General features: G+C 71.9%; 25 protein-coding genes, 1 tRNA gene and 1 riboswitch. Of the genes, 7 read left to right on the top strand and 19 right to left on the bottom strand.

The genetic code is table 11. From position 1 onward, the window contains the following. Window positions 1–305 precede the first annotated feature (305 nt). On the top strand, window positions 306–1,535 hold the full coding sequence (locus PYR91_RS31765; RefSeq protein ID WP_279785853.1) for a toxin glutamine deamidase domain-containing protein: 1,230 nt from the start codon (window positions 306–308) through the stop codon (window positions 1,533–1,535). Beyond that, window positions 1,532–1,816 carry a hypothetical protein gene (locus PYR91_RS31770; RefSeq protein WP_279785854.1) on the top strand — a complete coding sequence of 95 codons (285 nt, stop codon included), beginning with the start codon at window positions 1,532–1,534 and terminating at the stop codon, window positions 1,814–1,816. The genes PYR91_RS31765 and PYR91_RS31770 overlap by 4 nt, the downstream gene beginning before the upstream one ends. A gap of 61 nt (window positions 1,817–1,877) precedes the next feature. Here PYR91_RS31770 and PYR91_RS31775 read toward each other — a convergent pair whose 3' ends face one another. The 7 genes from PYR91_RS31775 to bcp all read right to left on the bottom strand — a co-directional run bounded on the left by PYR91_RS31775 (window position 1,878) and on the right by bcp (window position 9,350). After that, window positions 1,878–4,385, bottom strand: a complete 2,508-nt coding sequence (locus PYR91_RS31775; protein ID WP_279785855.1) for an ABC transporter permease — start codon at window positions 4,383–4,385, stop codon at window positions 1,878–1,880. A gap of 1 nt (window position 4,386) precedes the next feature. Beyond that, window positions 4,387–5,148: an ABC transporter ATP-binding protein gene (locus tag PYR91_RS31780; protein WP_279785856.1), complete on the bottom strand. Its 762-nt coding sequence runs from the start codon at window positions 5,146–5,148 to the stop codon at window positions 4,387–4,389. A 185-nt stretch (window positions 5,149–5,333) separates the two neighbouring features. Next, the gene (locus PYR91_RS31785) at window positions 5,334–5,996 is read right to left on the bottom strand and encodes a response regulator transcription factor (protein WP_279786063.1); all 663 of its coding nucleotides are present in this window, start codon (window positions 5,994–5,996) and stop codon (window positions 5,334–5,336) included. A gap of 11 nt (window positions 5,997–6,007) precedes the next feature. After that, window positions 6,008–7,195 carry a histidine kinase gene (locus PYR91_RS31790; RefSeq protein ID WP_279785857.1) on the bottom strand — a complete coding sequence of 396 codons (1,188 nt, stop codon included), beginning with the start codon at window positions 7,193–7,195 and terminating at the stop codon, window positions 6,008–6,010. 351 nt (window positions 7,196–7,546) lie between these two features. Continuing rightward, the gene (locus tag PYR91_RS31795) at window positions 7,547–8,632 is read right to left on the bottom strand and encodes a hypothetical protein (RefSeq protein WP_279785858.1); all 1,086 of its coding nucleotides are present in this window, start codon (window positions 8,630–8,632) and stop codon (window positions 7,547–7,549) included. Between the two features lie 91 nt (window positions 8,633–8,723). Continuing rightward, window positions 8,724–8,797: transfer RNA gene (locus tag PYR91_RS31800), tRNA-Leu, on the bottom strand. Window positions 8,798–8,876: 79 nt separating this feature from the next. After that, complete coding sequence (gene bcp / locus PYR91_RS31805) at window positions 8,877–9,350, bottom strand: thioredoxin-dependent thiol peroxidase (protein ID WP_279785859.1); 474 nt, start codon at window positions 9,348–9,350, stop codon at window positions 8,877–8,879. 123 nt (window positions 9,351–9,473) lie between these two features. On the opposite strand from bcp, the gene PYR91_RS31810 reads away from it, so the two are divergent. Beyond that, window positions 9,474–9,821 carry a DUF3618 domain-containing protein gene (locus PYR91_RS31810; protein ID WP_279785860.1) on the top strand — a complete coding sequence of 116 codons (348 nt, stop codon included), beginning with the start codon at window positions 9,474–9,476 and terminating at the stop codon, window positions 9,819–9,821. Between the two features lie 288 nt (window positions 9,822–10,109). Here the strand turns inward: PYR91_RS31810 and PYR91_RS31815 are convergent, their stop codons facing one another. The 7 genes from PYR91_RS31815 to PYR91_RS31845 all read right to left on the bottom strand — a co-directional run bounded on the left by PYR91_RS31815 (window position 10,110) and on the right by PYR91_RS31845 (window position 17,966). After that, a complete protein-coding gene (locus PYR91_RS31815) occupies window positions 10,110–10,397 on the bottom strand; it encodes a hypothetical protein (protein WP_279781188.1) in 288 nt (95 codons plus the stop codon). A 199-nt stretch (window positions 10,398–10,596) separates the two neighbouring features. Continuing rightward, window positions 10,597–11,784 carry an amino acid deaminase/aldolase gene (locus PYR91_RS31820; protein ID WP_279785861.1) on the bottom strand — a complete coding sequence of 396 codons (1,188 nt, stop codon included), beginning with the start codon at window positions 11,782–11,784 and terminating at the stop codon, window positions 10,597–10,599. 41 nt (window positions 11,785–11,825) lie between these two features. Next, window positions 11,826–12,329, bottom strand: coding sequence for an SSI family serine proteinase inhibitor (locus tag PYR91_RS31825; RefSeq protein ID WP_279785862.1), 504 nt, complete (start codon window positions 12,327–12,329; stop codon window positions 11,826–11,828). A 75-nt stretch (window positions 12,330–12,404) separates the two neighbouring features. After that, on the bottom strand, window positions 12,405–13,625 hold the full coding sequence (locus tag PYR91_RS31830; protein ID WP_279785864.1) for a S8 family peptidase: 1,221 nt from the start codon (window positions 13,623–13,625) through the stop codon (window positions 12,405–12,407). A gap of 780 nt (window positions 13,626–14,405) precedes the next feature. Then, window positions 14,406–15,626 carry a phosphatidylinositol-specific phospholipase C1-like protein gene (locus PYR91_RS31835; RefSeq protein WP_279785865.1) on the bottom strand — a complete coding sequence of 407 codons (1,221 nt, stop codon included), beginning with the start codon at window positions 15,624–15,626 and terminating at the stop codon, window positions 14,406–14,408. 87 nt (window positions 15,627–15,713) lie between these two features. Then, window positions 15,714–17,177, bottom strand: a complete 1,464-nt coding sequence (locus PYR91_RS31840) for a hypothetical protein (RefSeq protein ID WP_279785866.1) — start codon at window positions 17,175–17,177, stop codon at window positions 15,714–15,716. Window positions 17,178–17,525: 348 nt separating this feature from the next. Beyond that, entirely contained in the window at window positions 17,526–17,966 is a 441-nt protein-coding gene (locus PYR91_RS31845; RefSeq protein WP_279785867.1) for an ATP-binding protein, read from the bottom strand. 170 nt (window positions 17,967–18,136) lie between these two features. Between PYR91_RS31845 and PYR91_RS31850 the strand changes: the two genes are divergently transcribed. The 4 genes from PYR91_RS31850 (at window position 18,137) to PYR91_RS31865 (ending at window position 20,221) form a co-directional block, all read left to right on the top strand. Continuing rightward, window positions 18,137–18,979, top strand: coding sequence for a helix-turn-helix transcriptional regulator (locus tag PYR91_RS31850; protein ID WP_279785869.1), 843 nt, complete (start codon window positions 18,137–18,139; stop codon window positions 18,977–18,979). Next, window positions 18,945–19,142: a DUF397 domain-containing protein gene (locus PYR91_RS31855; RefSeq protein ID WP_279785870.1), complete on the top strand. Its 198-nt coding sequence runs from the start codon at window positions 18,945–18,947 to the stop codon at window positions 19,140–19,142. The genes PYR91_RS31850 and PYR91_RS31855 overlap by 35 nt, the downstream gene beginning before the upstream one ends. 29 nt (window positions 19,143–19,171) lie before the next feature. Then, entirely contained in the window at window positions 19,172–19,363 is a 192-nt protein-coding gene (locus PYR91_RS31860; protein ID WP_279785872.1) for a DUF397 domain-containing protein, read from the top strand. Window positions 19,364–19,432: 69 nt separating this feature from the next. Next, window positions 19,433–20,221: a DUF1963 domain-containing protein gene (locus tag PYR91_RS31865; RefSeq protein WP_279785873.1), complete on the top strand. Its 789-nt coding sequence runs from the start codon at window positions 19,433–19,435 to the stop codon at window positions 20,219–20,221. 19 nt (window positions 20,222–20,240) lie between these two features. On the opposite strand, the gene PYR91_RS31870 is transcribed toward PYR91_RS31865, so the two are convergent. From PYR91_RS31870 to PYR91_RS31890, 5 genes are all read right to left on the bottom strand, one after another. Beyond that, window positions 20,241–21,617 (bottom strand): L-serine ammonia-lyase, encoded by a 1,377-nt coding sequence (locus tag PYR91_RS31870; protein ID WP_279785875.1) that lies wholly within the window; start codon window positions 21,615–21,617, stop codon window positions 20,241–20,243. A 149-nt stretch (window positions 21,618–21,766) separates the two neighbouring features. Beyond that, entirely contained in the window at window positions 21,767–22,156 is a 390-nt protein-coding gene (gene gcvH, locus PYR91_RS31875; protein ID WP_279785876.1) for a glycine cleavage system protein GcvH, read from the bottom strand. Beyond that, a complete protein-coding gene (gene gcvT / locus PYR91_RS31880) occupies window positions 22,153–23,241 on the bottom strand; it encodes a glycine cleavage system aminomethyltransferase GcvT (RefSeq protein ID WP_279785878.1) in 1,089 nt (362 codons plus the stop codon). Before gcvT ends, gcvH begins: the two co-directional genes overlap by 4 nt. 33 nt (window positions 23,242–23,274) lie before the next feature. Beyond that, window positions 23,275–23,379, bottom strand: a riboswitch (glycine riboswitch). Window positions 23,380–23,471: 92 nt separating this feature from the next. Further along, entirely contained in the window at window positions 23,472–24,209 is a 738-nt protein-coding gene (locus PYR91_RS31885) for a gamma-glutamyl-gamma-aminobutyrate hydrolase family protein (RefSeq protein WP_279785880.1), read from the bottom strand. A gap of 2 nt (window positions 24,210–24,211) precedes the next feature. After that, entirely contained in the window at window positions 24,212–24,976 is a 765-nt protein-coding gene (locus PYR91_RS31890) for a 3-oxoacyl-ACP reductase (RefSeq protein ID WP_279785882.1), read from the bottom strand. Window positions 24,977–25,015 lie beyond the last annotated feature (39 nt).

Here is a 25,015-nt window from a genome sequence, read left to right on the forward strand (position 1 = left end):
CGGAAGCTGAGGCCGGGCTGGCCGAATTCAAGCGGGGGGCAGGGCCGGGCCGGCCGAAGTCAGGTGCCGGTGCCGGGGGTCAGGCTCCGGGCCAGGGCGGGCATGGGCATGGAGGGCGGCGGCCGGGCGTGTGGTCCCAGGTTCGTCGCCGATTCCTCCGCGCGCATGTGCCCGGCCTCCCTACGATCGGGCCCCGGCCCGATGGTCCGGGGAAACGGGGGAACGACATGTCCAGAGCCGGTCAGCGTGATCCGGCGCGGCGGGGGTCCGGGGGAAGGCACGCGGGGGCGTCCTACAACCCGGTGGTGACGTCCGACGGCGTCCGCTGGCGCGACTACGAGGTGGCCGCCGAGGAGTCGCCCCCGCCCGCCCGCCCGCCGGAGCCCGCACCGCACCCGCCGTCCGCTCCGATGACACCGCTCCCCGCCGCCGCCCCGCCGCCCTTCGCGCACCAGGCGCTCCCGCACGAGAGCGCGCCGCAGCCGTTCGCGCCGGGGAACGTCGCGCCGCCGTCCGGGTACGAGGCCACCGTGCCGCCGTCCTCGCCGGTGGGCATGCCGCCGTCGCCCGCGTACGAGAGTGTCGCGCTGTCTTCCCCGCGCCAGGGTTCCGTGCCGTCGCGCGTTCATGAAGCGCCGCCGCCGTCGTTGCGCGAGGCCGTCGTGCCGTTGCCGTCGCGTGAGGGGGCTCCGCGCCCCCCTGTGGCGCATGGGAGCGGCATGCCGTGGTTGTACGAGAGCGTGATGCCGCCGCCGCGTGAGGGCGTCCTGCCAGGGGCACCGCGTGAGGGCGTCCTGGCAGGGTCACCGCGTGAGGGCGTCGTGCCCGGCCCGCCGCGTCACCGGGCGGGGCACGGGGTGGGGAGGCCGGCCGAGGTGGGAGGGACGGCGGTGCCCGCGTGGATCGACCCCGCGGGCGACTGGTTCGACGGCCCCGGGCGGCCGGCGCGGCTCGACTCCTGCCGGCCGTACGGCGTCGCGGGCGGGCTCGCCTGGCCCGATCCGCAGCTCCAGCGCGACCTGTGCCAGGCCGTGCCCCCCGGGGTGCGCTTCCCCGACCCGCGCGGCATCTGGGTGCGCCTCGTGAACGGGGACGGCCCCGCGGAGGATCCCTTCCGCGCGACCAACTCCCTCGACTGCGCCCTCGCGGTGCTGTCCACCTGGCACGGGGAGCCCGTGGTGGCCGCGCCGCGGCAGCCGGAGTACAACCGCATCGGCATGCCCTCGCTGAAGGGCGAGCCGGGCGGCGTCGCGCGCGCCGAGCAGTGGCTGGGCCACCGCTTCGAGTACGTCGGCCAGGGGCGCCGCGCCTACGCCACGATCGCGCAGCGGTTGGGCGCGGGCGGGCACGGGGCGGCGGCGGTGCTGGTGACCCGCTGGCCCACGGGCGGCAGCCACGCGTGGAACGCCGTCAACGCGGCGGGCGAGGTGGTCTGGATCGACGCGCAGCGCGGCCACACCTCGGTCGACCCGCCTTCGGGCCCGGTCACCGGTGTCTTCTGCGTGGTGCTCGACCGGAGGGGGCGGCGCCTGTGAACGGCCCGGGGCTCTCGGCCGAGCAGGCTCGCGCGCTGGCCGAGGAGTACTTCAACGGCCCGCTTCCTCCGGGGGAGGCCACCGAGGTCGGCCTGTACGCCTTCGAGGACGGCTATGTCGCCTGGGCGAGGACACCCGAGCCGCACGACCCCGGCGTGCTGCCCACCACGGTGGGCGGCGCCTGCGTCGTGATCGACCGCCACACCGGCGAGCTCCTCATCCGTCCCCTGCTCACCCCTGAGGCCGTCGCCGCCCAGTGGCCCGGCCATCGCCCCCGCTGAGTCGCCGGTCAGGGAGGTGACGGCCGAGGGCCGGGAGTGTGGGGCGGGGAGTGTGCCGGGGTCAGTCGCCGGCCAGGGAGGCGACGACCGAGGCTCTGGACGCCTTGATGCCGGGCAGGACGGCGGCCAGGACGCCGGCCAGGCCGGAGAGGGCGATGAAGAGCAGTACCTGGGTGGTGGGGATGCGGAACAGGATGTCCTTGAGCAGGCTGTGGGTCGCGGCCCAGCCGAAGGTGATTCCCAGCGCGGTGCCGACGAGGGCGCCGATGAGCCCCAGCACCAGCGCCTCCACCGACAGCATCCGGCGGAGCTGGGGGCGGGTGAGGCCGAGCGACCTGAGCAGCGCCGACTCCCGCGCCCGCTCGTGCACCGACAGGCTGAGGGTGTTGGCGATGCCGAGCAGCGAGATGAGGATGGCCAGGCCCAGCAGCCCGGTGACGATGAGCAGCATCATGTCGAGCGTCTCGTCGAACTGGCTCCGCACCTGGGTCGAGCTGACCACCTTGACGGTGGGGTAGGGCTGGGCGGCCGCTTCGACCGTTCTGCGCGAGACGTCGGAGGTGACGCCGTCCTTGGCGTTGACCAGCAGGCGGCTGTCGTCCACGCGGCCGAAGTAGTCGGCGAACGAGGCGCTGGGCAGGACGACGCCCGGCAGCGGCATCCCGCCGGCGTCGAGCACACCGGCGATCCTGACCGTCACGTTCCCGGCCTCGGGCGTGTCCAGCGGCAGCGTGTCGCCGGGCCGCAGCCCCAGCTCCTTGGCGACGCCCGCGCTGACCAGCGCGGAGGCGCCCGTGAAGGCGTCCGCCGAGCCCGCGCTCATCGCCGGCGTGTACGGGCCGTCGAAGGTGCCCACCATCTGCCTGCCGGCGCCGGCCTTCGCCTCGGTCTCCTTGACCTGGACCACGGACGCGATGTCCGGCCGGGCCCGCAGCCCGTCGGCGAGCGCCGCGGGCAGTCCCGCGCGCTCGGCGTCGGAGTTCTGCGTGCTGACCATGTAGTCGACCGGGAACTGCTCGTCGAGCTGTGCGGTGTAGGTGGCCCGGGTGGTGGCGGTGATCACGGAGATGAGCGTCATCAGCGTCACCCCGACGGTCAGCGCGACGGTCGTGGTGGCCGACCGCTTGGGGTTGCGCCGGGAGTTGTCCAGGGCGAGCCTGCCTGGGACGCCGGCCAGCTTCGCGGGCAGCCAGCCGGCGAAGGCGCTCAGCGGCCTGACGATCACCGGCCCGAGGATGAGCACCGCGAAGAACGTCAGCACCCCGCCGCCCATGACGATGTACAGCGCCACCTGGCCGGGGTCCATCGTGACCCCGGTGACCGTCGCGCCCGCGCCCGCGAGCAGGAACAGCCCGGCGAAGACGGCGCGCAGCACGCCGGTGCGGAACGTCGTCTCGCCGGTCTCGGTGCGCAGCGCCGCGATCGGCGCCACCCGGGTCGCGGTGCGGGCGGGCAGCAGCGCCGCGACGACGGTGACGAGCAGGCCGACGGCGACCGCGACGACGACGGTGCGCGGCGCGAGGGCCATGTCGGCGACGGGCAGCTCGTTCCCGAGCCCCCTGAGCACCGCCAGCATGCCCGCGCCGAGCCCGAACCCGGTGAGCAGGCCGAGGGCCGAGGACAGCAGCCCGACCACGACGGACTCCAGCAGGATCGAGCCGAACACCTGCCCCCGCGTCGCGCCGATGCAGCGCAGCAGCGCCATCTCCCTGGTGCGCTGCGCGACCAGGATGTTGAACGTGTTGTAGATGACGAGCGCGGCCACCAGCATCGCCACCAGCCCGAACATCAGCAGCCCTAGCGTGACTATCTGCAGGTCGGCGCCGCTCGCCTTGGCCAGGCGCTCGCCGAACTGCGCGCCGGTCAAGGCCGTGGCGCCGCCCACCGCCGAGGCGATCGTGCCGCGCAGGGTCTCGGGGGCGACGCCGTCCGCCGCCGCGGCGTCGATCTCGGCGTACCCACGCTCCCCGGTCATGGCCAGGGCGGTCTCGGGGGTGAACCCCACCGCGCCGTAGAAGCCGAGCTCCTGGTCGACGCCGACGTCGAACAGCCCGACCAGCTTGAAGGTGTGCGGCTTGCCGTCGTGGTCGAGCACCCGCACGGTGTCGCCCGGCGCGAAGCCGCGCAGCCGCGCCGTGCCGTCGTCCACGACGACCTGGTCGGCGGCGGCGGGCGCCGTGCCCCGGGTGACGAGCGTGCGGTTCAGCCGGCCGGTGACGACGGAGACGCCCGCGGTCGCGGTGTCGCCGACCGCCTTGCCGTCCTTGCCGATCAGCGCGGCCTCGCCCCTGACCAGCCCGTGCGCCTCGGCCACCCCCGGGACGCGGCGCACCGCGTCCAGGTCGGCGGGCAGCAGCCGGGCGGGCCCGTCGCCGCGGCTGTCGCCGGGCAGGACGGCCACGTCGACCTTGTCGGCGGAGGCGGCGATGCGCTGGTCGAACCCCGCCTGCAGCGTGTCGGTGAGCACGAACGTGCCCGCGATGAAGCCCACGCCCAGCGTGATCGCCAGCGAGGTCAGCACGAGCCGGAGCTTGTGCGCCAGCAGCCCGGCGAACGTCGTCCGCAGCACCTCAGCCCTCCAGCCGCATGAGGGTGTCGAGCACGGTCTGGGGGGTCGGCCCCGTCAGCTCCGACACCAGGAGGCCGTCGCGCAGGAACACCACGCGGTCGGCGTAGGAGGCGGCGACGGGGTCGTGGGTGACCATGACGATGGTCTGGTGCAGCTCGCGCACCGAGCCGCGCAGGAAGGACAGCACCTCGGCGCCGCTGCGGGAGTCGAGGTTGCCCGTCGGCTCGTCGGCGAAGATGACCTGCGGCTTGCTGATGAGGGCCCGCGCCACCGCGACACGCTGCTGCTGCCCGCCGGAGAGCTGGCCGGGCCGGTGCTTGAGCCGGTCGCCGAGCCCCAGGGTGCGGATGACGACGTCGAACAGCTCCTGGTCGGCCTGGCGGCCCGCGATGTCCAGGGGCAGCCGGATGTTCTGCTCGGCCGTCAGCGTCGGCAGCAGGTTGAACGCCTGGAAGACGAAGCCGACCCGCTCGCGCCGCAGCATCGTGAGCCGCTTGTCGTCCAGCCCGGTGATCTCGACGTCGCCGACGCGCACCTGGCCGTCGGTGACGGTGTCCAGCCCGGCCAGGCAGTGCATCAGTGTGGACTTGCCCGACCCCGACGGGCCCATGATCGCCGTGAAGGCCCCGGTGGCGAACGTGACGTCGACCCCACGCAGGGCGTGGACGGCCGCGGCGCCCTCGCCGTACACCTTCGTCACTCCGGTGGCGACGACGGCGGTCGGTGCGGTCAGGCCGACGGCCTCCCTTCCGGTGATGGTCACGTGCGGCTCCTCAAGGGGGATGGGCATGGGCCCGATGAACTGCGGAAAGCTGTGGCACCAACGCTATTGGCGAGGTCGCGGCGGTTCATGGCCCTTGGGGACGGGCTTGGGCTCAGCCCTGGGACGGGCGCGCTGTGACGGGTGCGACCGCTGAGGTACGCCCGGGTCAGCCTTTCGGCCGACGGCTACTCCCGCGGGCCCCCGCCGAACGGGGTGATCAGGCCGGTCTCGTACGCGTACACGACGGCCTGCGCCCGGTCGCGGACGCCCAGCTTGGCGAGCACCCGGCCGAGGTGGGTCTTGACGGTGGCCTCCGCCAGGGTCAGGCGGCCGGCGATCTCGGAGTTGGACAGCCCGCGCCCGACCAGCACGAGCACCTCGCGCTCGCGCGCGGTGAGCTGGGCGAGGCCGCCGGCGTCGGCGACGTCGGCTCCCGGCAGGTGGACGGCGAACCGGCGCAGCAGCCTGCGGGTGGCGCTCGGGGCCATCACCGCGTCGCCCGCGTGCACCGAGTGGATGGCGCTGACCAGGTCGGAGGGCGGCACGTCCTTCAGCAGGAACCCCGAGGCCCCCGCCTTCAGGGCCGCGTACACGTACTCGTCGATGTCGAACGTGGTCAGGATGAGCACCTTGGGCGGGTCGGGAAGCGCCTGGATCAGGCGGGTGGCCTCCACGCCGTCCACCAGGGGCATGCGCACGTCCATCAGGACGACGTCGGCGCGCACGGTGCGCAGCACCTCGACCGCCCTGCCGCCGTCGGGGGCCTCGGCCACGACCTCGATGTCGGGCTGGGCGCCGAGGACCATGCGGAAACCGGCGCGCACGAGCTCCTGATCGTCGACCAGCATGACCCTGACGCTCACGCGGCCCTGCTCACCGGAAGTCGCACGCTCACCTGGAACCCCCCTCCCGGGCAGGGGGAGGCCCGCACCGTGCCGTCGTACATGGCCACGCGCTCGCGCATGCCGATCAGCCCGTGGCCGTCGGTGCCGTGCGGAGCGGCGGCGCCCCGCCCGTCGTCGGTGACCCGCAGCGCGACCTCGCGCGTGCCGTACTCGATCTCGACCTCGGCGCTCGCTGCGGGGCCGCCGTGCTTGAGGGTGTTGGTGAGGGCCTCCTGGACGATGCGGTAGATCACCAGCTGCTCGCCCTCCGGCAGGGGGCGGCGCGGGCCGGTGACCGTGAACCGCACGGGCAGGCCCGACTGCCGGGTGTGCGCCACCAGCTCGTCGAGGTCGGCGACCCCGGGTTGCGGGGCGTAGCCCTCCTCGGCCCCGTCGTCCTGGCGCAGCACGCCCACCAGACGGCGCATCTCGGCCAGGGCCTGGCGCCCGGTGCTGGAGATGGTCTGGACGGCGTCGCGCGCCAGCTCGGGGTCGCGGTCGATGGTGTAGCCCGCGCCGTCGGCCTGGACGACCATGACGCTGACGTTGTGCGCCACGACGTCGTGCAGCTCGCGGGCGATGCGCGCGCGCTCGGCCGCGATCGCGATGCGGGCCTGCTGGTCGCGCTCGCGCTCGGCGCGCTCGGCCCGTTCCTCCAGGCTTTCGAGGTAGCGGCGGCGGGTGTTGGCGTAGATGCCGCCGATCCAGATCACGATCACGAACACCGACGCCGAGGCCAGGGCCCGGACGTTGAAGGGCGACCAGCGGACCAGCGCCAGGGTGAGGCCGAGCTCGGTGACGGCCCCGGCGGCGACGGCCCAGCGCAGCGAGAGATGCGCGGCCACGCTGTACAGGGCGTACAGGATCGCCACGCTGGCCGGGATGATCTGGATGTCCGCCGCCCACTGGACGAAGCTGACGCCCGCGACGACGGCGAACGTGTGCAGCGGGCGGCGCCGCCACCACAGCAGCGGCACGAGCAGCGCGGCCGACACCATGATGTAACGGAGCAGGTCGAAGTCGAGGGCGCCGGGCGGGGCGGCGCCCGAGCGGTCGCCGTAGCGCTCGGCCGACAGCAGGCACACCAGGACGACGGGGCCGAGCAGCAGGACGTCGACCAGCCGCCGAAAGCGGGTCGCCCATGCGCGCACTCTGCCGAACACGACACCACCCTACGTTCGGCCAGTTCACCGCCGTTCCCCCTGGAGGCGGATCTCCCTCTACGACCCTGGTCGTACCGACAAAAGCCCTTACACCCCTCTTACGGGACGTACTGGATAGTTGTCTGTAGGGAGCACCTTCGGGTGAACAAAGGGAGAACGCGACACCGGGTACGACGGGTCGCGTGGCGAGGGGGAAGCCACGCGACCCGGAGTCCTCCGGCCTTCTTCCTCTCCGACGCCTGACGCCCCATGCCCAGCGGGCTGGCAGCGGAGCCGCCTCCAGTGACGGGGAGGCGGCTTCCGCATTTTCCAGGCCTTTCCATCACCTACCCACCCGGCGCGCGCCCGATGTCAGCGGCCGTGGTTGACGGCCTCGGTGGTCGACCGCTCGGCGGCGACCCAGTTGCCCGCCGCCGTCCGCAGCCCGGGAAGCCACTTGCCCAGCGTGTCGCGCCCGGCGGCGAGCTGCCGCGTCGCGGTGTCGCGCATGGTGGCGTGCGCGAAGAAGAGGTGGACGCCGATGGCGCCGAAGCCCGGCGCCCCGACCTGGATGTCGCCGGCGAAGTCGTGCGCGCCCTGGAGCGTCTTGCCGGCGCCGGCGTCGAGGTCGTCGCCCAGGGCTTTGATCGACGCGGGGTGGATCCTCCTCATGGCGTCCGCCTGGGCGGCGGGCGCGGCGCGGAACCCGGCGGGCGCGCCGCCCTCGACCTCCTTGGGCCAGTGCACGGGCCGCACGGCGTCCTCGAACGCCGGGGCGGCGCGGGTGCCGATGTGGAAGCCGCCCGCGCCGCCGGCGACGGCCGTCCCGAGGATGCCCAGGCCCGTGAGCGCCGAGGACTTCACGCCCAGCCCCACGGCCGTGCTCGCCAGGAGCTGGGCCATGGCCACGTTGACCTTGGCGAGGCCGCTGACGAGTACGCGGATCGCCATGCCGGCCCGCAGCATGGCCGTGTTCGCCACGTATGTCACCTCGGCCTCGATGGGCGGCAGCACCGCGGCCGCGAGAAGCGGCGCCACGTAGCCGAGCATCGCCGACCCGATCGCCGCAGAGGACACGCCCGCCATGCTGTAGGCCACGGCGGTGCCCTTCAGCGCGGAGTCGAGGTCGTCGTACATCGCCGCCGCCTGCGCCAGCGTCTGCTGGTAGGGCCGGACGCGGTGCTCAAGGAACGCCTTCTTGCCCTTCTCGGCCCAGTCGTCGGAGCCGGCTCGCCGCTCCACGGCCTCGGCCATCTCGGCGCCGGCCGCGCGGACGCGCTTGGCGACCTCGGCGTAGCGGTCGCCCGCATGCCAGATCTGGGCCGGATCGGAGACCACGGCGCCCAGCACGACCGCGAGCGGCCGGGCGAGCGGGAAGACGACGGCGGCGCCGGAGGCGCTCGCGGCCCCGATGGTGCTCGGCGCCGAGGTGACCACATCGCTCGGTGCGACGCCCATGCTGATCTCCAAGGAGCCGGCGGACACGTGGCGATCACCAACGCTAGGGAAGCTGGGCCCGGCTTGGCAACATCACCGCCGCGGCGCGGGGTGGGGTCGGTGGGATTCGAACCCACACTGTCAGGTACCTAAAACCTGTGCCTCCTGCCATTGGGCTACGACCCCGGAGCCGTGGGCGGCTTGCGCCATCTTAGTTGAGCCGGGCGCGAGTGCCGTACCGGTACACCGGCCCGCGCGCCGGGCTTCAGGGCAGGTCGAGCTCTCTGCGCAGCCGGGCCACGTGGCCGGTGGCCTTCACGTTGTACTGCGCCTTCTCGATCTTCCCGTCGGCGTCGATGACGAAGGTCGACCGCAGGACGCCGACCGTGGTGCGGCCGTACATCGTCTTCTCGCCGTAGGCGCCGTACGCCTTGTGCACCGCGAGGTCGACGTCGGACAGCAGCGGGAACGTCAGGGCGTCGCGCTCGACGAACTTCGCCAGCTTGGCGGGGGAGTCCTTGGACACACCCAGCACGACGAACCCGGCGGCCGTCAGGCCCGCGAGGCTGTCGCGGAAGTCGCAGGCCTGCGTGGTGCACCCGGGGGTCATGGCGGCGGGGTAGAAGTAGAGGATGACCCGCTTGCCGCGAAAGTCGTCGAGGTCGACGTCGCGTCCTTCGGCGTCGAGCAGGGTGAATCCGGGGGCGGCGTCGCCGGGCTCAAGCTTGGTCTCAGTCACGGAGACAACTTACCGGCATGCCCCTCGTCCCGGATGGTGCCGGTAACTGACAGACTGATCGCTGCAACGTGGAGGCGGGCCGGCCGGGGCGGCCCGTCCGGTATTAAGGAGATAGGGGAGCGCATGGCGGACACCGACCCCGAGGCGCTGGAGCGGAACATCGCGCGCACCAGGGCGGAGCTGGCTGTCACCGTCGACGCCATCGTCAACCGCGTGAGCCCCAAGCGGGTCGCGGAGCGTGGTGTCGCCAAGGTGAGGGCCAACGCCGAACATCTGGTGGCGACGGCCCGCGACATGATCGGCGGCGTGGCCTCCCCAGCCGGGTCCGCCGAGCCTCTCGTGCTGGAGCCGGGGGAGTACTCCTCGCGGGACGCCGAGCCCGCGCGCGCCGTGGCGCCGGTCCTGATCGGCGTGGGCGCGGTGGTCTTCGTCGGAGCGGCCATCGCCCTCTGGCGCCGCCGTCGCCGGTAGCCGTCTCCGGGCGGTCCGAGGGCGCCGTCTCATGCGGGCACGCGTGAGACGGGGGAGAGTTCGCTGCGGGTTCTTCTCGCCTGCGGCTGGGGCGCGGCTCCCGGTGGCGGTGTAGGTCACGCCTGGATCCGGTGGAGCGGGCCGGTGGTTCAGCCTGGCCTGGGAAATCTCCGCGGACTTTCGTCGTCCGCGTTTTCTCGTGTTTCCGGTGAAGCGGTCCGGTCTGTTTCCTGTGCGGGTATTGGCGGGGGAGAATCGTTTATCCGGTTGCCTCTGTTCGCGTATCGATTAGTCCCAGGTGGTGCCGTTGTCGTCGGCGGGGATCTCGCCCTCGGCGAGCAGCTTGGCGGAGTCCCAGGTGGTGCCGTCGTCGTCGCTGGTGGAGGCGGAGTCCCAGGTGGTGCCGTCCTTGTCGGCGGGGGTGTCCCAGGTGGTGCCGGCCACGACGTGGGTGCTTGGGGCGTACTCGGCGGCCTGGCTCGTGGCGGCGTAGAGGCCGATCGCGGCGGTGAGGGAGACGGCGGCGGAGACGAAGCCGGCGGAGATCTTGGCGGTGAGGGAGGTCGTGGAGTTCATTTCTTTTTCCTCTTTCCGGTGGTTGTTTTGTTTTCTTCTCGCACAACCAACTCTCCGCTTTTCGAGGCTTCGGAACCAGATGAATGGACGGCAGCAAGCTGCCCGCCGATGGCACCTTGCTGCCACCCCCCGCGCCCTTTGCGTGTGGGCAGGTGAGATCCCAGGTCAGAGCGGTGCTCGACCCGTCGCCGTCAGGGCCTCAGAGGAACGTCCGGCCCTCGCCCCGGTAGGTCGGCACGGTCTCGACGACCTGATCGCCCTCGACCAGGTGCAGGACGTCGAAGCGCTCGCACAGCTCCCCTGCCTTGGCGTGGCGGAACCACACGCGGTCGCCGATGCGCAGGTCGCTCGCGGCGGGGCCGAGCAGCGGGGTCTGCACCTCGCCCGCGCCCTCCCGGGGGTCGTACCGCAGGCCGGGCGGCAGGTACGGCTGCGGCAGCCGGGACGGGCCCGCTGAGCCGGAGGCGTGGTAGCCGCCGCCCAGCACGGTCACGACGCCGGGCGCGGGCCGGCGCACGACGGGAAGGGCGAACAGGGCGGCGGGGCGGCCGGTGAAGCCCCGGTAGAAGTCGAAGAGCCGCGGGTGGAAGATGCCCGACCCGCCGGCGACCTCGGTGACGGCCTTCTCGCGCACGGTCTTCTCGATCGAGCCGGTGCCGCCGCCGTTCACGAACTCCAGGTCGGCCACCTGCCGTACGGCCTGGACGACCCGGCCCCGGCGCGCGGCCAGCTCCCGCATCGAACGGCCCTGCACGGCGCGCAGCACGCGGCCGTACGGCCCGCCTACCCGGTCGCCGACGCCCGCCACCTGGGCCTCGTACGCCATCAGCCCGACCAGCCGGAACCCCGGACGCTTGGCGACCTCGGCGGCGAGCGCCGCCGCCTCCCCGGGCTCGCGGACGGGGGAGCGCAGCACGCCGGCACGGAACCTGCCTCCCATGGCGACGAACCCGGCGTCGATGTCGAGGCACACACGCACGTCGCGGCGCGAGGCGACGCCCGCGACCGCCTCGTCCACCAGGTCGAGGTGCTCGGGGCAGTCGACCATCACCGTGATCTCGCGGCTCGCTCGCTCGTCTGCAGCCAGCGCCGCCAGAGCCGTGGCGTCGGCGGTCGGGTAGGCCACCAGAATGTCGGTGACCCCCTCGGCCGCCAGCCAAAGCGCCTCGGGCAGCGTGAACGCCATGACGCCCGAGAACCCGGCCATGCCGAGCACCCGCCGCAGGACGTCACGGCACCGGATCGACTTGCTGGCCACCCGGATCGGCTTCCCGCGCGCCCGCCGCGCCATCGCGCCCCCGTTGGCCCGCATCGCCTCCAGGTCGAGGATCGCGAAGGGGGGTTCCAGACCGGCGGTGGCACGATCGTAGCGCTGGCGCTCGTCCATGCCCGCAGCCTAGACCGGCGGCGCTCACCGGGGCCCGGCCGTCAGAACTCCACCACCGACCTCAGCGTGTTGCGCAGCTCGCAGTTGTTGCTGAAAGTGCGCACCGACAGGACGAAGTGATCGTCCCAGACGCCGACCGACGACACCGTCTCGGGCTCGTAGATGGCCGGGCAGACCACGTGCGAAGACGGCCTGAGCCGCTGGATGTCCCCCCCGGCGGCTTTGAGCAGCGCGCACGCCTGCGCCGGCCGCGGATGGGTGCCACCCCCCTTGGGCGAGCACTGCACCACGGCGGCCCGGGCGGGCGGCACGAGGATCGGGCCCTGGCCGACCACGAGCACCAGGGCGCGGGCCGGCGCCGGCGCCGGCGCCTTCTCCGGTGCGGGCCCGTCGCCGCCCGCGACCTCGGGCGTGACGGCGGAGCCGGCCGGCGCTTCGGAGGTCGCGACGGGGTCGTCCGCGGGCGGTTCACCGGCCGCGCCCGCGCTCGCCGCCGTCTGACACACCACGGTTGTCATACCGATGGCCAGGACGAGGCTGGCCATCCGTCCCAGATCAGCTTTCACTCGTATCCCCCGAACGTTTGGCTGGTGACGATCCGGGCTTTTCCGTGCGAGGTGTCAGAGCCCGGCGGTGTACAGGAGCCTGTTCCTCGTGGAACTGGTCAACCCCCGCACCGCGTCGGGGGTGGTCGCGGTGACGATCCGTTTGAGTAGGGCGGCGGTGTCTCCGTCGCCGTAGGCCTGCTTGAACAGGGCGCCGACGCCGGCGGCGTAGGGAGACGCGAAGGAGGTTCCACTGCCCACGGTGCTGCCGCCGCCCCTTCTGGCCGAGATGACGGCCGCGCCGGGCGCGATGAGGTCGACGCAGGGGCCGCGGTTGCTGAACGGGGCGATGGTGTCGTTGATGGTGGAGGCCCCGACGGTGAGCACCCGCGGGGCGCTGGCCGGGGAGATGGTGCACGCGTCGACGGTGCTGTTGCCGGCGGCCGTGCTCACGAACACGCCTGCGTCGGCCAGCGCGGTGGCGGCGAAGTTGGCGGCGTCGGACCTGGGACCGCCGAGGGAGGCGTTGGCGACGGCCGGCTTGACGGCGTTGGCGGCCACCCAGTCGAAACCGGCGATGATCTGGGAGTACGCGCCGGAGCCGTTGCAGCCGAGCACGCGGACCGGGGCGAGCTTGACGCCGCGCGCCACCCCCCAGGTGGTGCCGCCGACGATGCCGGCGACCGTGGTGCCGTGGCCCAGGCAGTCGTTGGTGCCGTACCCGTCGTTGACGGCGCTGAAGCCGGGAGCGATGCGGCCGGTGAACTGGGTGTGGGCCCGGTCGATGCCGCTGTCGATGATGTAGGCGGTCACCCCGGCGCCGGTGCGCGTGGAGTTGTACATGCGGTTGAGCGGTAGCCTGCGCTGGTCGATGCGGTCGAGGCCCCAGGAGGCGGTGGGCGCGGTGGGCGGAGCCTCCCGGGCGGGGCCGGTCGGGCGTGATGGCAGGTCGAAGGCGTAGGCCAGAGCGTCCTGCTCGATCGCGACGACCGCCGGATGGTAGCGCAGGTCGTTGAGCTGGGCCGGTGTCAGCCGGGCGGCGAACCCGGTGACCACCTTCTGGTAGGTGTGCAGGGGCTTCACGTCCGGCGGGATGACGACCCCGAACGAGCCCGCGCCTTCCTTGAGCCTGACGATGTACTGGCCGGGGATGGCTGAGGACGGTGGGGCCGGCTTCACCTCCACTGGAGGGCGTGGGGGGGTGGTCGTGCCGGCCTGTGCGGCCGAGGACACCACGAGCACGGCGCCGAGCAGCGCCAGCCCGGGCAGCGTCCGCGTGAGGCCTTTCGTGGTCATTCGGATGGTGGATGCGGGGCGCACTCTCATCGCGACTCTCTCGGATCGGCTGGCGCGGCTGAGGGACAACCGCGCGACTACAGAAAGTAGTGATCAACTACCCGAGGTGATCATTGTTACTCTCCGTGACCGTATCCCTTGAAGTCAAGATCGCCCCAGCACCCTCCCGTCCACGCGCCCTGCACCACCACCTGACCGGTGTCTGTGATCAACCGGTCCCCGCCCCCCGAATGGTGCCTTCGGCGCGCCTTCTGAGGGCGACCCTCATTCAGCCCGCCCGGCCCCGTCGCGCGGGCAGCCGCCCTGGCCCGCCCTCCTCCGGTCGCCGGCAGCCGTCTCGTTCCGCTCTCCACCCCCGCGGGCAGCCGTCCGGGGGGTGTTTCGCCTGTCATGTGCCTATTGTCGGCGCCGCGTCGGCGGGATGTGGTGCGGTGAAGTCGGCGCCGTCGTACGTCGCCCAGCCCGGCGAGCGCTCGTGAGGCGTGGCGTCTTCGGGTGCCCGGGGCGGCGGTCATCGCTACCATGCCGGTCCACCGGGCGCATGCGGGTGCGCTGTGCCTCTGGCCGATCGCTCTGCCACTCGTCCTTCGGCGACCGGACAGTCGCCCGCGCCACCGTGGGCGGCGAATCGCCTTGAGGAAGCGCGCCGAAGGCACCATTTCCGAGGGCGACGGCACGTTGGCCGCAAGCGGCGACAGAGGTGCGGGCCGCCCGTGGGAATGGCCCCAGGCGCCGGGACGGGTTGTCGCGGCGCCTGGGGCCGGGTGCGGCCGGGGGAGGTCAGTGGGAGGAGCGCTTGGGTTCGAGCTTGTCGTCGTGGCAGCTTCGCGGGGCGGAGACCGGGTTGCAGCGGACCGCGCGTCCGCCGGGGAGCTCGGCGACGAAGTCGCTGTCGTACCTGGCGGCCATGCCGACCGTGGGGAAGTCGGTGCTCACGAGCTGGGCCCCGCTGGACAGCGAGATCTCCACGCGGCTGAACTCCTCATTGATCACGGTCTTCAGCGGCTCGTCCGACCGCGTGCGCACGATGTACCCGCGCTGGACGAGGTCGCGGATGGCGGCGGCGTTCTCGCCCCGCGGGTCGTTCACCATGGTGATCGCCGCGTCCGGGTCGCCGGGGTTGCCCCGGGTGAAGACCGCGCGGCCTTCGAGGTTGGGCCGGCCCGCGACGTACATGTCGCGGATCGCGCCGGGGCCGCCGTTGTCGAAGAAGAACAGCACCTTGCCGCGCGCCCAGTCGAGCGTCGGCCAGCCGTTCTTCAGGATCGACCGCTCCAGCGTCAGGCCGGGCCGCCGCAGGTCGTCGGCGGTGATCAGGTCGGACTCGGCGAAGACGGAGCGGATCTCGCGGTCGATGCCGTCCAGCAGGGCCGGGTCCCAGGCCGGGCTCACCGCGCCGCCCAGCTTCTCCCAGCGGTCGTCGGTCTGCTTCAGTTCGAGCTGCATGATGATCGGCACGTGCCCGCGGTTGGCGCGCGACCACGTCCGCACCTGCTGCATGCACGCGACGAACGTCCGGCAGGTGGAGTTGTAGTCCTGGTCGGCGACGTGCAGCACCTTCATGCCGGGCGCGGCCATCGCGGGGTCGTCGATCGGGCCCAGCCCGGCCTGCTTGCGGGCGAGCGGGTGCTGGTAGAGCCCGCCGTCCGGGTCGGGCAGCAGGTCGAACTCAAGGGCGCGCACGTTCTGCCTGCCGAGCAGGTCGGCGATGGAGGCGTGCGAGTAGAACCCCCACGTCGGGTAACCAGGGTCGATCTTGAGGGACTCCGCCAGCTCAACGCCCTGCATCTCGCGGTGGTAGGCGTTGTGGGCGCCCATGAACTGGATCTGGTTCATCCGGACGTTCCCGGCGGCCCCGTGGGTCGCGGCGGCCGGTGCCGCCAGGCTCGCCGGCTGGGCGGGGGCCTGCTGGGCCAGGACGGCGGCCGGCACGGCGGTGGACGCGGCGACCGTGGCGACGGCGGCGGCGACCATGGCGGCAAGGCGGGCAAAGGTACTCATAAGTCCCTCCGAGTGGTGACAACCCCCGGAGGCTAGAAAGCCCTCGTGTCCCTGTGGTGACGGCGGATCACTGCGGGATCATCCGCATCATGAATGTTGGCCGACGCGCCGCCGCCGCCCGGTGGCGCGGGGAAGCTTCGCGAAGGCGAGCCCGGCGGCGAGGCAGGCGACCGGGATCACCGGGACGACGTAGCGGTGGTCGAAGGCGGCGATCAGGGGCGGCAGCACGAGCAGCGTCACGGCGACCGCCCACGGCAGCAGCACGTCGCCGCCCACACGTCGCCATCGGGCGACCACCCCGGCCAGGCCGATCAGCATGATCAACGCCAGCAGGGGGCCGCGCACGTAGCCCTGCTCCTGGTAGCCGCGCAGCCAGCCCGCGTAGGGCTCGACGATCGCGGTGTCGCCGCTGTGTCCCTGGTAGGCGGTGGTCAGCTCGGGCGCGGTGCGGTCGCCGGAGGCGACCTTGTCGGTGAAGGGGTCGATGGCCGCGGGGAAGACGTAGGCGCTCTGCGGGCCGACGACGGGGTAGACCCGGCGCGTCCACTCGAAGGCCCACAGCGCGTCGCCGACGCCGGTGAGCAGGAAGTCGACCGGCTGCGCCAGGATCGCCTGCCGCGCGAAGGCGCCCGCGAGCCGCTCGCGGTCGGCGTCCTTCTCGACCTCGGCGATCGGGGAGTCCTCCTTCCAGATGTAGGACGGAGGGGCCACGCGCTGGTCGACGGGGTCGGTGGGGCAGAGGATTCTCTCCTCGCCGGCCGGCCTGATCTCCGCGCAGTCGGCGAAGCTCATGGTGCGGGCCCAGAGCCAGACGTTGCTCTGCCCGAGCCCGTAGGTGCCGTGCTCGCTGTGGAACCACACGGCGTACCCGCCGATGCCCACCACCGCGGCGAGCGCGGTGGCCAGCACCGCCCGCCACCCCGCGCGCAGCAGCGGCATGCCCACGAGCACGACGACCACCAGGGCCAGCCCCACGGTGCGGGTGAGCGTGGCCGCCGCCAGCAGCAGCCCGGCCCCGGCCGCCGCCCACACCGCCGGGCGGTCGCGCCACAGCAGGACGGTGACCGCCGCCGTCACCAGGAACGTGAACAGCAGGTCGGCCATGACCAGGTGTTCGAGCTGCACCAGGTGGACGTCGAGCAGCACCGGGGCCGCCGCCAGGGTGGCCCCCCAGCCGGGCAGCCGGGCGCGGCGCCGCAGCAGCGCGTAGACGCAGACGGCCATGGCCAGGCCGAGCAGATGCTGCGCGACGGCCACGGCCGTGAAGCTCTCGAGCGGTCGCAGCAGCCACAGGAACAGCGAGTAGCCCGACGGCCGCGAGTCGAGCGGCTGAGGGTCGAGCGCCGCGTTGAGGTACGCGAAGGAGTCGGCCCAGAACCACAGCGCCGGGCGGTAACCGAGCACGGCCACCAGCCGCAGGGCCGCTCCGGCGGCCAGCGCGAGCAGGAACACCCAGTGGGCGCGCAGGAAGGAGCCGACCGGCGCGGTGCGGGCGCCGGTGGCCTCGGCGGCCATGGGGCCGGCCGCGCTCGGAGCCGTGCCCGGCAGCACCTGAACCTCCTCGGGGTGACGACGGGGCCTTCATGCTAAGCGGCCCCGGAGACCGGCCATGCCCGTTGTCCACAGGGTGCCCGAGCCGTTACCGCCGGGTGATCGCGGTGATACGGATGGCGTCCTGCATCGGCGGCTTTCCGGATGGCGGGCTCGCGCAAACAATGAAGGGATGCGGCACGGATAAGGCGGGAGAATCCCGGGCTGAGCAGGTCATTCCTTACCTCCCGGCACCGCTCGGCGAGCCCTGCCGGGGATGTGCCGCGCTTTCGTCGGGATTTTACCGGACGGTTCCGGCGGCTCGGACGGGGTGTTTCGCGAATGGTGCGCCTTTGGTCCTCGACCAGCTCAGGACGGCTTCCGTTGGCGGGGAAGGGAAACACCCCCCTTATCGTCTTGTCGCCGGTATTCGACCTGAAACCATACCGTGCGCCCGGCGGTGTCCTCGTAGACGTCCCAGCGGTACGCGAGCGCGTCGACGAGCAGCAGGCCTCGCCCGCTTTCAGCCGTCTCATCCCCTCGGACGTGCGGAACCGTGTCGCCGCCGGCGTCCACGACGTCGACGTGGATGACGTCATGACAGTCGGCGAGGGCCAACGTCACCTTTCCGCCATTTCGCGAGTCGGAATGGACCACGGCGTTCGTGACGACTTCGGACACGAGCAGCGTCACGTCATCCAGGGCCGGGTGGTCGTCGCCGAGTTTCGCCCGCACATACTCGCGCGCCGAGGACACCGACGCGGGATGACCGGCAAGCTCGATGACGCCCAGCAGGCTTCCTATCCTCATGCCCTCGCCTTTTCGCTGACTGGACAATAACGTCTGGTAACTTCGCTTTACCAGCGTGTCAACGGCGGGCTACGATCGGTAGCGCAATTCCCCCACGCTGTGACCACAGCTCACGTAAGCAATTCGGTTAGTCGACCGATACATTGCGCTTATACCTGGGTAGGTGAGATTTGTCCCGACAGGTAGACCCCCACGAATCCCCTCGCGCCATCTTCGCCTTCGAGCTGCGCCGTCACCGCCAGGCGGCGCACCTGACCCAACGTCAGCTCGCAGAGCGCATGGGATTCTCCGACTCCATGGTCAACATGGTCGAGGTCGCCAAGCGCCCCCCGTCCCGCCGCTTCGCCGAACTCTGCGACCAGGTCTTCGGCCTCGACGGCACCATGGCGCGCCTCTACGCCGCCACGACGTGGAACAAGGCGCCCGAATACCTCCGCCCCTGGCTGGAGGAGGAAGACGACGCCACGGGTCTACGAACCTGGCAGCCCGCGATGGTCCCGGGCCTGCTCCAGACGCAGGCTTACGCACGGGAGATCATCGGCACGATCCCGGGCATCACCGAGGAGGAGCTGGAGAAAAGGCTGGTGAACCGCATGCAGCGACAAGCCATCCTGCATCGCGACCGGCCCCCAAGCCTGAACGTGATCATCGATGAGGCTGTGCTCTATCGGGTCATCGGTGACGCCGAGGTTATGCGGGAACAACTGACGCATCTGCTTGAGGTCGCGCGGCATCCCCAGGTGACCATTCAGGTTGTTCCCAGCACGATCCGGGCGCACTGTGGGATGGCAGGCGGCTTCATCATCGCCGAGCGGAACGGGTCCCCCTATGCCGCGTACACGGATGCGCAGCCCTTCGGACGAACCTTCGACGATCGCCGCTTGATCGCAGAGCTGGTCCGTCTATATGACGCGCTCCGGGCAGAGGCCGTGCCGTTCAGCCAGTCCCTCCGACTCATAGAGGAAGCGGTGAACCAAAGTGGCACAAGACCTACAAGGCGCACAGTGGCGTAAGAGCAGCTTCAGCGCCGCCCAAGGCGAGTGCGTCGAGGTAGCGTCAAATCTCCCAGCCCTACGCGCCGTACGGGACAGCAAGAGCCCCACCTTCCCGGCGCTCATAGTGTCCCCGGCGGAGTGGTCGAGGTTCGTGGCCGCCGTAGATGGCGGCCAGATCTGAGCCCCGAACAGAGGGATCGGTGAACTGCGATGACACGAGACCTTCGGGCTGCGCGGTGGCGTAAGAGCGCTTACAGCGCCGATCAGGGTGACTGTGTCGAGGTGGCGTCGAACCTCCTCGGGGTGCGTGCCGTTCGCGACAGCAAGAGTCCGGCCGTTCCGGCGCTGGTCGTGTCGTCCGCCGAGTGGTCGGCTTTCGTGAATGGGATCAAGCGGGTGTGAGCCGAGATCCCGGCCCTCACTATGGTGGGGGCCGGGATTTGTGGCGCCCCGTGGCCGAGAATGCTCCATATGCGGATCTGGTTGAGAGACTACGCGGCGTTCGTACGCGAGAAGCTTCCAGCGGAGACGGCGGAACGACTGATCGAGCTGGCCCGCCCGGCGATCCGGCTCTCCCGGGCGAGTGAAGGCGACGAACCGGTCGGTCGGCTCGGGGGGACGGCCGTCCTGCCGCCGACCATGGAGGTGCCGCCCGGCATGGCGCTCGCCGTCGAACTCGACTGCGCCCGCCTGAACCGCTACGAGGTCGACATCGCGTTACCCGCCGACGGCACGCTGCTGTTCTTCACCGAACTCGAAGGCGACAGGGCGGAGGTCGTCTACCTGCCGGTCGGCACGGCCGTGGTCCCGCGTCCCGCGCCGTACGAACACCCCGAACTGCCGCTGACCGCCTCGACCGTGGCGACCTGGCCGGAAGGGTGCCAGCCGGTCCTGGTGCAGGCCTTCGGCGGCGTCCCCGAGACGTACGAGGCGGTCTGGCACCACGACGACTTCGCCGAGTCGATCGCAAACTACGGACACGACGCCTTCCCGGGCCCCCTGCACCAGGTGGGCGGCTACTCCGTCGCCTTCCAGAACCCGGTCGAGGCCGAGGCGGCCCAGGACGCCGGTGCCGGCTGGTACGGCGACCCCACGTTCTTCGCCGAGGCGAGCCAATGGGTCACCCTGCTGCAACTCGCCGAGGACACCGACGCCGACATGATCTGGGGCGACGGCGCCTTCGCGATCTGGGCCATCCGCGCCGACGCCCTGGCGGCCCGCGACTTCGAGAAGACCTACTTCTACCTCCAGGGCCACTGAACGGCCGGCCCCGGGCACATCAGCACTCGATGACGTTGACGGCCAGGCCGCCTCGGCTGGTTTCCTTGTACTTGTCGAGCATGTCGCGGCCGGTGTCGCGCATGGTCTTGATGGCCTTGTCGAGGGAGACGAAGTGGCGGCCGTCGCCTCGCAGGGCCATGCGGGTGGCGGTGATGGCCTTGATGGAGGCCACCGCGTTGCGTTCGATGCAGGGGATCTGCACCAGGCCGCCGATGGGGTCGCAGGTGAGGCCGAGGTTGTGTTCGATGCCGATCTCGGCGGCGTTCTCGACCTGTTCGGGGGTGCCGCCCAGGGCCTCGGTGAGGCCGGCGGCGGCCATGGAGCAGGCGGAGCCGACCTCGCCCTGGCAGCCGACCTCGGCGCCGGAGATGGAGGCGTTCTCCTTGAACAGGACGCCGATCGCCCCGGCGGTGAGCAGGAAGCGGACGACGCCGTCGTCGTCGGCCTGCGGCACGAAGCGTTCGTAGTACGTCAGCACGGCCGGGATGATGCCCGCCGCGCCGTTGGTGGGGGCGGTGACGATGCGGCCGCCGGCCGCGTTCTCCTCGTTCACGGCCAGGGCGAACAGGGTGACCCAGTCCATGACCTGGAGCGGGTCCTTCTCGGTGCTCTCGCTCTGCAGGCGCCGGTACAGCTTGTTGGCCCGCCGCTTGACCTTCAGGCCGCCCGGCAGCATGCCCTCCTTGGCGGTGCCGCGCCGGACGCACTCGGTCATGACGGCCCAAAGCTCCAGCAGGGCCGACCTGATCTCCTGCTCTGAGCGGCCGAACGCGGTCTCGTTCTGCAGCATGAGGCCGGAGACCGACAGACCGGTCTCCGAGCAACGCGCGAGCAGCTCGGCGGCCGTGGTGAAGGGGTGGGGCAGCTCGGTGTCGTCGGCCTTGATGCGGTCGGCGCCGGTGGCGTTCTCGTCCACGACGAACCCGCCGCCCACCGAGTAGTACACCTTCTCGCGCAGGGGCTCCCCCTCTGCCGACAGCGCGGTGAAGAGCATGCCGTTCGGGTGGTGCGGCAGCGAGACCTTGCGCTCGAAGACCAGGTCGTCCCCGACCTTGAACGGGATCTCCCGCTCGGCGAAGAGCCGCAGCGTGCCGCTCTCGCGCATCGCCGCCAGCCTGCCCTCGACGGCGTCCACGTCGACCAGCTCGGGCTTCTCGCCCGACAGGCCGAGCAGGACGGCCTTGTCGCTGCCGTGCCCCTTGCCGGTCAGCCCCAGCGAGCCGTACAGGATGACCTTGACCCGCGCCGTCTTCTCCAGCAGGCCGTCGTCGCGCAGCCCCCGGGCGAACTTGTGCGCCGCCGCCATCGGCCCGCCGGTGTGCGAGCTGGACGGGCCGATGCCGACCTTGAACAGGTCGAACACGCTGATCGCCATGGACGTCCGCCCTTCTGGGACAGTCTGGACAGTGACAGGCCCGCCCCGGCCGGGACGAGGGGTGGTGACCCGGCCGGGGCGGGCCCAGAGGCCGATCGTTTACGAGGCTGGGGGGTGGACGCCGGAGGGCCTCGGCCGTGGAACCTGGGTCAGGACTCCACCGTGGTGACGGTGGTGTACTCGTCGGCGGTGAGCAGGTCTTCGGGGTCGCCCTCCATGCGGACGCGGAACAGCCAGCCCTCGCCGTAAGGGTCGGAATTGATCAGCGAAGGGTCGTCCACGACGGTGTCGTTGGTCTCGACGACCTCGCCGGTGACCGGCGCGTAGATGTCGCTCACCGACTTGGTCGACTCGACCTCGCCGATGGCGTCACCCGCCTCGATGGTGGCGCCCACCTCGGGCAACTGCACGAACACCACGTCGCCCAGCGACTCGGCGGCGTACGCCGTGATGCCCACGGTCACGGTGAGGCCGTCGTCGAGACCGGCCACCCACTCGTGCTCCTTGGTGTAGCTGAGCTCCTGGGGAATGCTGCTCACATGCTCCTCCGGTAAAAAGGCAGGTCAACCACGTCGACCGGTTCATGGCTACCACGGATGTCGACCGCCAGGCCGTCGGACACGTCGGTGTCCACGTAGGCCATCGCGATCGGCTTGCCGACGGACTGGGAGGGCGCACCGCTGGTGACCTCTCCGACGACGGCGCCGTCACCGAGCACCACGGGGTATCCGTGGCGCGGCACCCGGCGGCCCCGCGCGACCAGGCCGATCAGGCGCCGGCGCGGCGGGACGTCCTTCAACGGCGCGAGCGCCGCGCGACCGACGAAGTCGCCCGGCTTGCCGAACTTGACGACGCGGCCGAGGCCGGCGTCGAAGGGGGTGAGGCCCGCGTTCAGCTCGTTGCCGTACAACGGCATGCCGGCCTCCAGGCGGAGCGTGTCGCGGGCCGACAGGCCCGCGGGGCGCAGGCCGAAGGCGTCGCCCGCCTTGGCCAGCTCCTGCCACAGCGGGACGGCGTCGGCGGCGGCGACGAACAGCTCGAAGCCGTCCTCGCCGGTGTAGCCGGTGCGGGCGATGAACGCCTCGGCCCCGGCGACGGTGCCCGGCACGCCGGCGTAGTACTTCAGCGCGGGCAGATCGGCGTCGGTGAGCGTGCTGAGGATCTCCAGGGCGCGCGGCCCCTGGACCGCGACCAGCGCGTACGCGTCGGACTGGTCGTCGACCTCGGCGTCGAAGCCCTCGGCGCGCTCGGCCAGCTCGTCCGCCACGCGCGCGTAGTTGGAGGCGTTGGCCACGACGAGGAACCGGTCGTCGCCCTGCCGGTAGACGATCAGGTCGTCCAGCACCCCGCCGTCGGCGGCGCAGATCATCGTGTAGCGGGCGCGGCCGGTCTCCAGCGCGGACAGGTGGCCGACGAGCGCGTAGTCGAGCGCCTCGCCCGCCTGGGGCCCGGTGACGAAGATCTCGCCCATGTGGGACAGGTCGAACAGCCCGGCCGCCGTGCGCACCGCGTTGTGCTCGGCGGACTCGCTGCCGTAGCGCAACGGCATCAGCCAGCCGGCGAAGTCGGTGAGCGTGGCGCCGAGGCTCTCGTGAACCTCGCGGAGCGGTGTGGATCTGGACATGATTCGCACCTCAGGCAGGGTTGGATGACTGCATCCTCCCCCTCTGTCATCGGTGCCTGAGAGTTTCGCCCGAGTTTTACCGGACTTTCACCTTCGGCGAGGCGCCATCGAGGCGGCCTGCTTTCCAGAGAGCACCTGGCCCGAGCGGTCCTTTGCCTTGTGAGGTTCGTGGGGAGGACTTGCTCCTTCAGGGTTCCTGACCGGCTGTCAGGACGCTCTCCCGCACGGGATCATCGGTGTTCTGGGCTCACCATACCAACAGGACGGCCCGAGGTCGCGGCGGCGACCAGCGCCTCGAACAGGTGGCCGTCCCGCCCGGTCTCGGGATGCCACTGCACGCCCAGCGTGAGCGGAAGGCCGGGCAGCTCCACGGCCTCCACGGTGCCGTCCTCGGCGGTGGCGCACACCGCGAGCCCGGCGCCGAGCCGGTCGGCGGCCTGGTGGTGGTAGTGCGCCGTCTCGGCGGTGTGGCCGCCCAGCACGGCTGCCAGCCGGCTCCCGGGCGCCACCCGCACGGGCAGGTGGCCGAACTCACCCGGCGCGGGGGCATGGCCGGAGTGGCCGACCACGTCGGGCACGTGCTGGTGCAGGCTGCCGCCGAGCAGCACGTTCAGCACCTGCATGCCCCGGCAGATGCCCAGGAACGGCAGCCCGGCCTCCAGCGCGGCGGCGGCCAGGGCGAACTCCGCCTCGTCGCGGAACGGGCGGACGAAGCCGGTGCGCTCGTGCGCGGCGTGCCCGTACCTGGCCGGGTCGACGTCGCCGCCGCCGGCGATGATCAGGCCGTCCAGCCGGCCGGCCAGCTCGGCCGGGGCGCCGGCGGGCGGCAGGATGACCGGCTGCCCGCCCGCGCGGGCGACGTGCTCCACGTAGGCGTACGGCAGCAGCGCGGCCGGCGTCCGCCACACCGTGTAGGAGGCGGGCTCGACGTAGCAGGTGATGCCGATGACCGGCCGCGAGGCGCCCACGTCTACACCGGGGTGACGTACGCGCCGGAGATGCCGCCGTCCACCAGGAACTCCGCGCCGGTGATGAAGCTGGCGTCGTCGGAGGCCAGGAACGCCACCGCGGCGGCGATCTCGGACGCCTCGGCGAACCGGCCGGCCGGGATGTGCACCAGGCGGCGCGCGGCCCGCTCGGGGTCCTTGGCGAAAAGCTCCTGGAGCAGCGGCGTGTTGACCGGCCCCGGGCACAGCGCGTTGACCCGGATGCCCTCCCGGGCGAACTGGACGCCCAGCTCGCGCGACATGGCCAGCACCCCGCCCTTGGAGGCGGTGTAGGAGATCTGCGAGGTGGCCGAGCCCATCACCGCCACGAACGACGCGGTGTTGATGATCGACCCCTTGCCCTGGCGCCGCATGTACGGGATGGCGTGCTTGCAGCACAGGTACACGCTGGTCAGGTTGACCTCCTGCACCCGCCGCCACGCCTCGATGCCGGTGGACAGGATGGAGTCGTCCTCGGGCGGCGAGATCCCGGCGTTGTTGAAGGCGATGTCGACGCTGCCGTAGGTCTCGAAGGCCGTCTCGAACATGCGGCTGACGTCCTCCTCGCTGGTGACGTCGGCGCGGACGAAGACGCCGCCCACCTCTTCGGCCGCCTTGGCGCCGCCCTCCTCGTCGAGGTCGGCGCACACGACCTTCGCGCCCTCCTCGGCGAAGCGGCGGGCGGTGGCGAGGCCGATGCCGCCCGCCGCCCCGGTGATCACCGCGACGCGGTCTAGCAGGCGTTGCATGTCGGAGGAACCCCCTGGTGCTCGTGGACGGTGTGACGG

Source organism: Sphaerisporangium sp. TRM90804 (assembly GCF_029846175.1).
In the GTDB taxonomy this organism is placed as follows: Bacteria; Actinomycetota; Actinomycetes; order Streptosporangiales; family Streptosporangiaceae; genus Sphaerisporangium.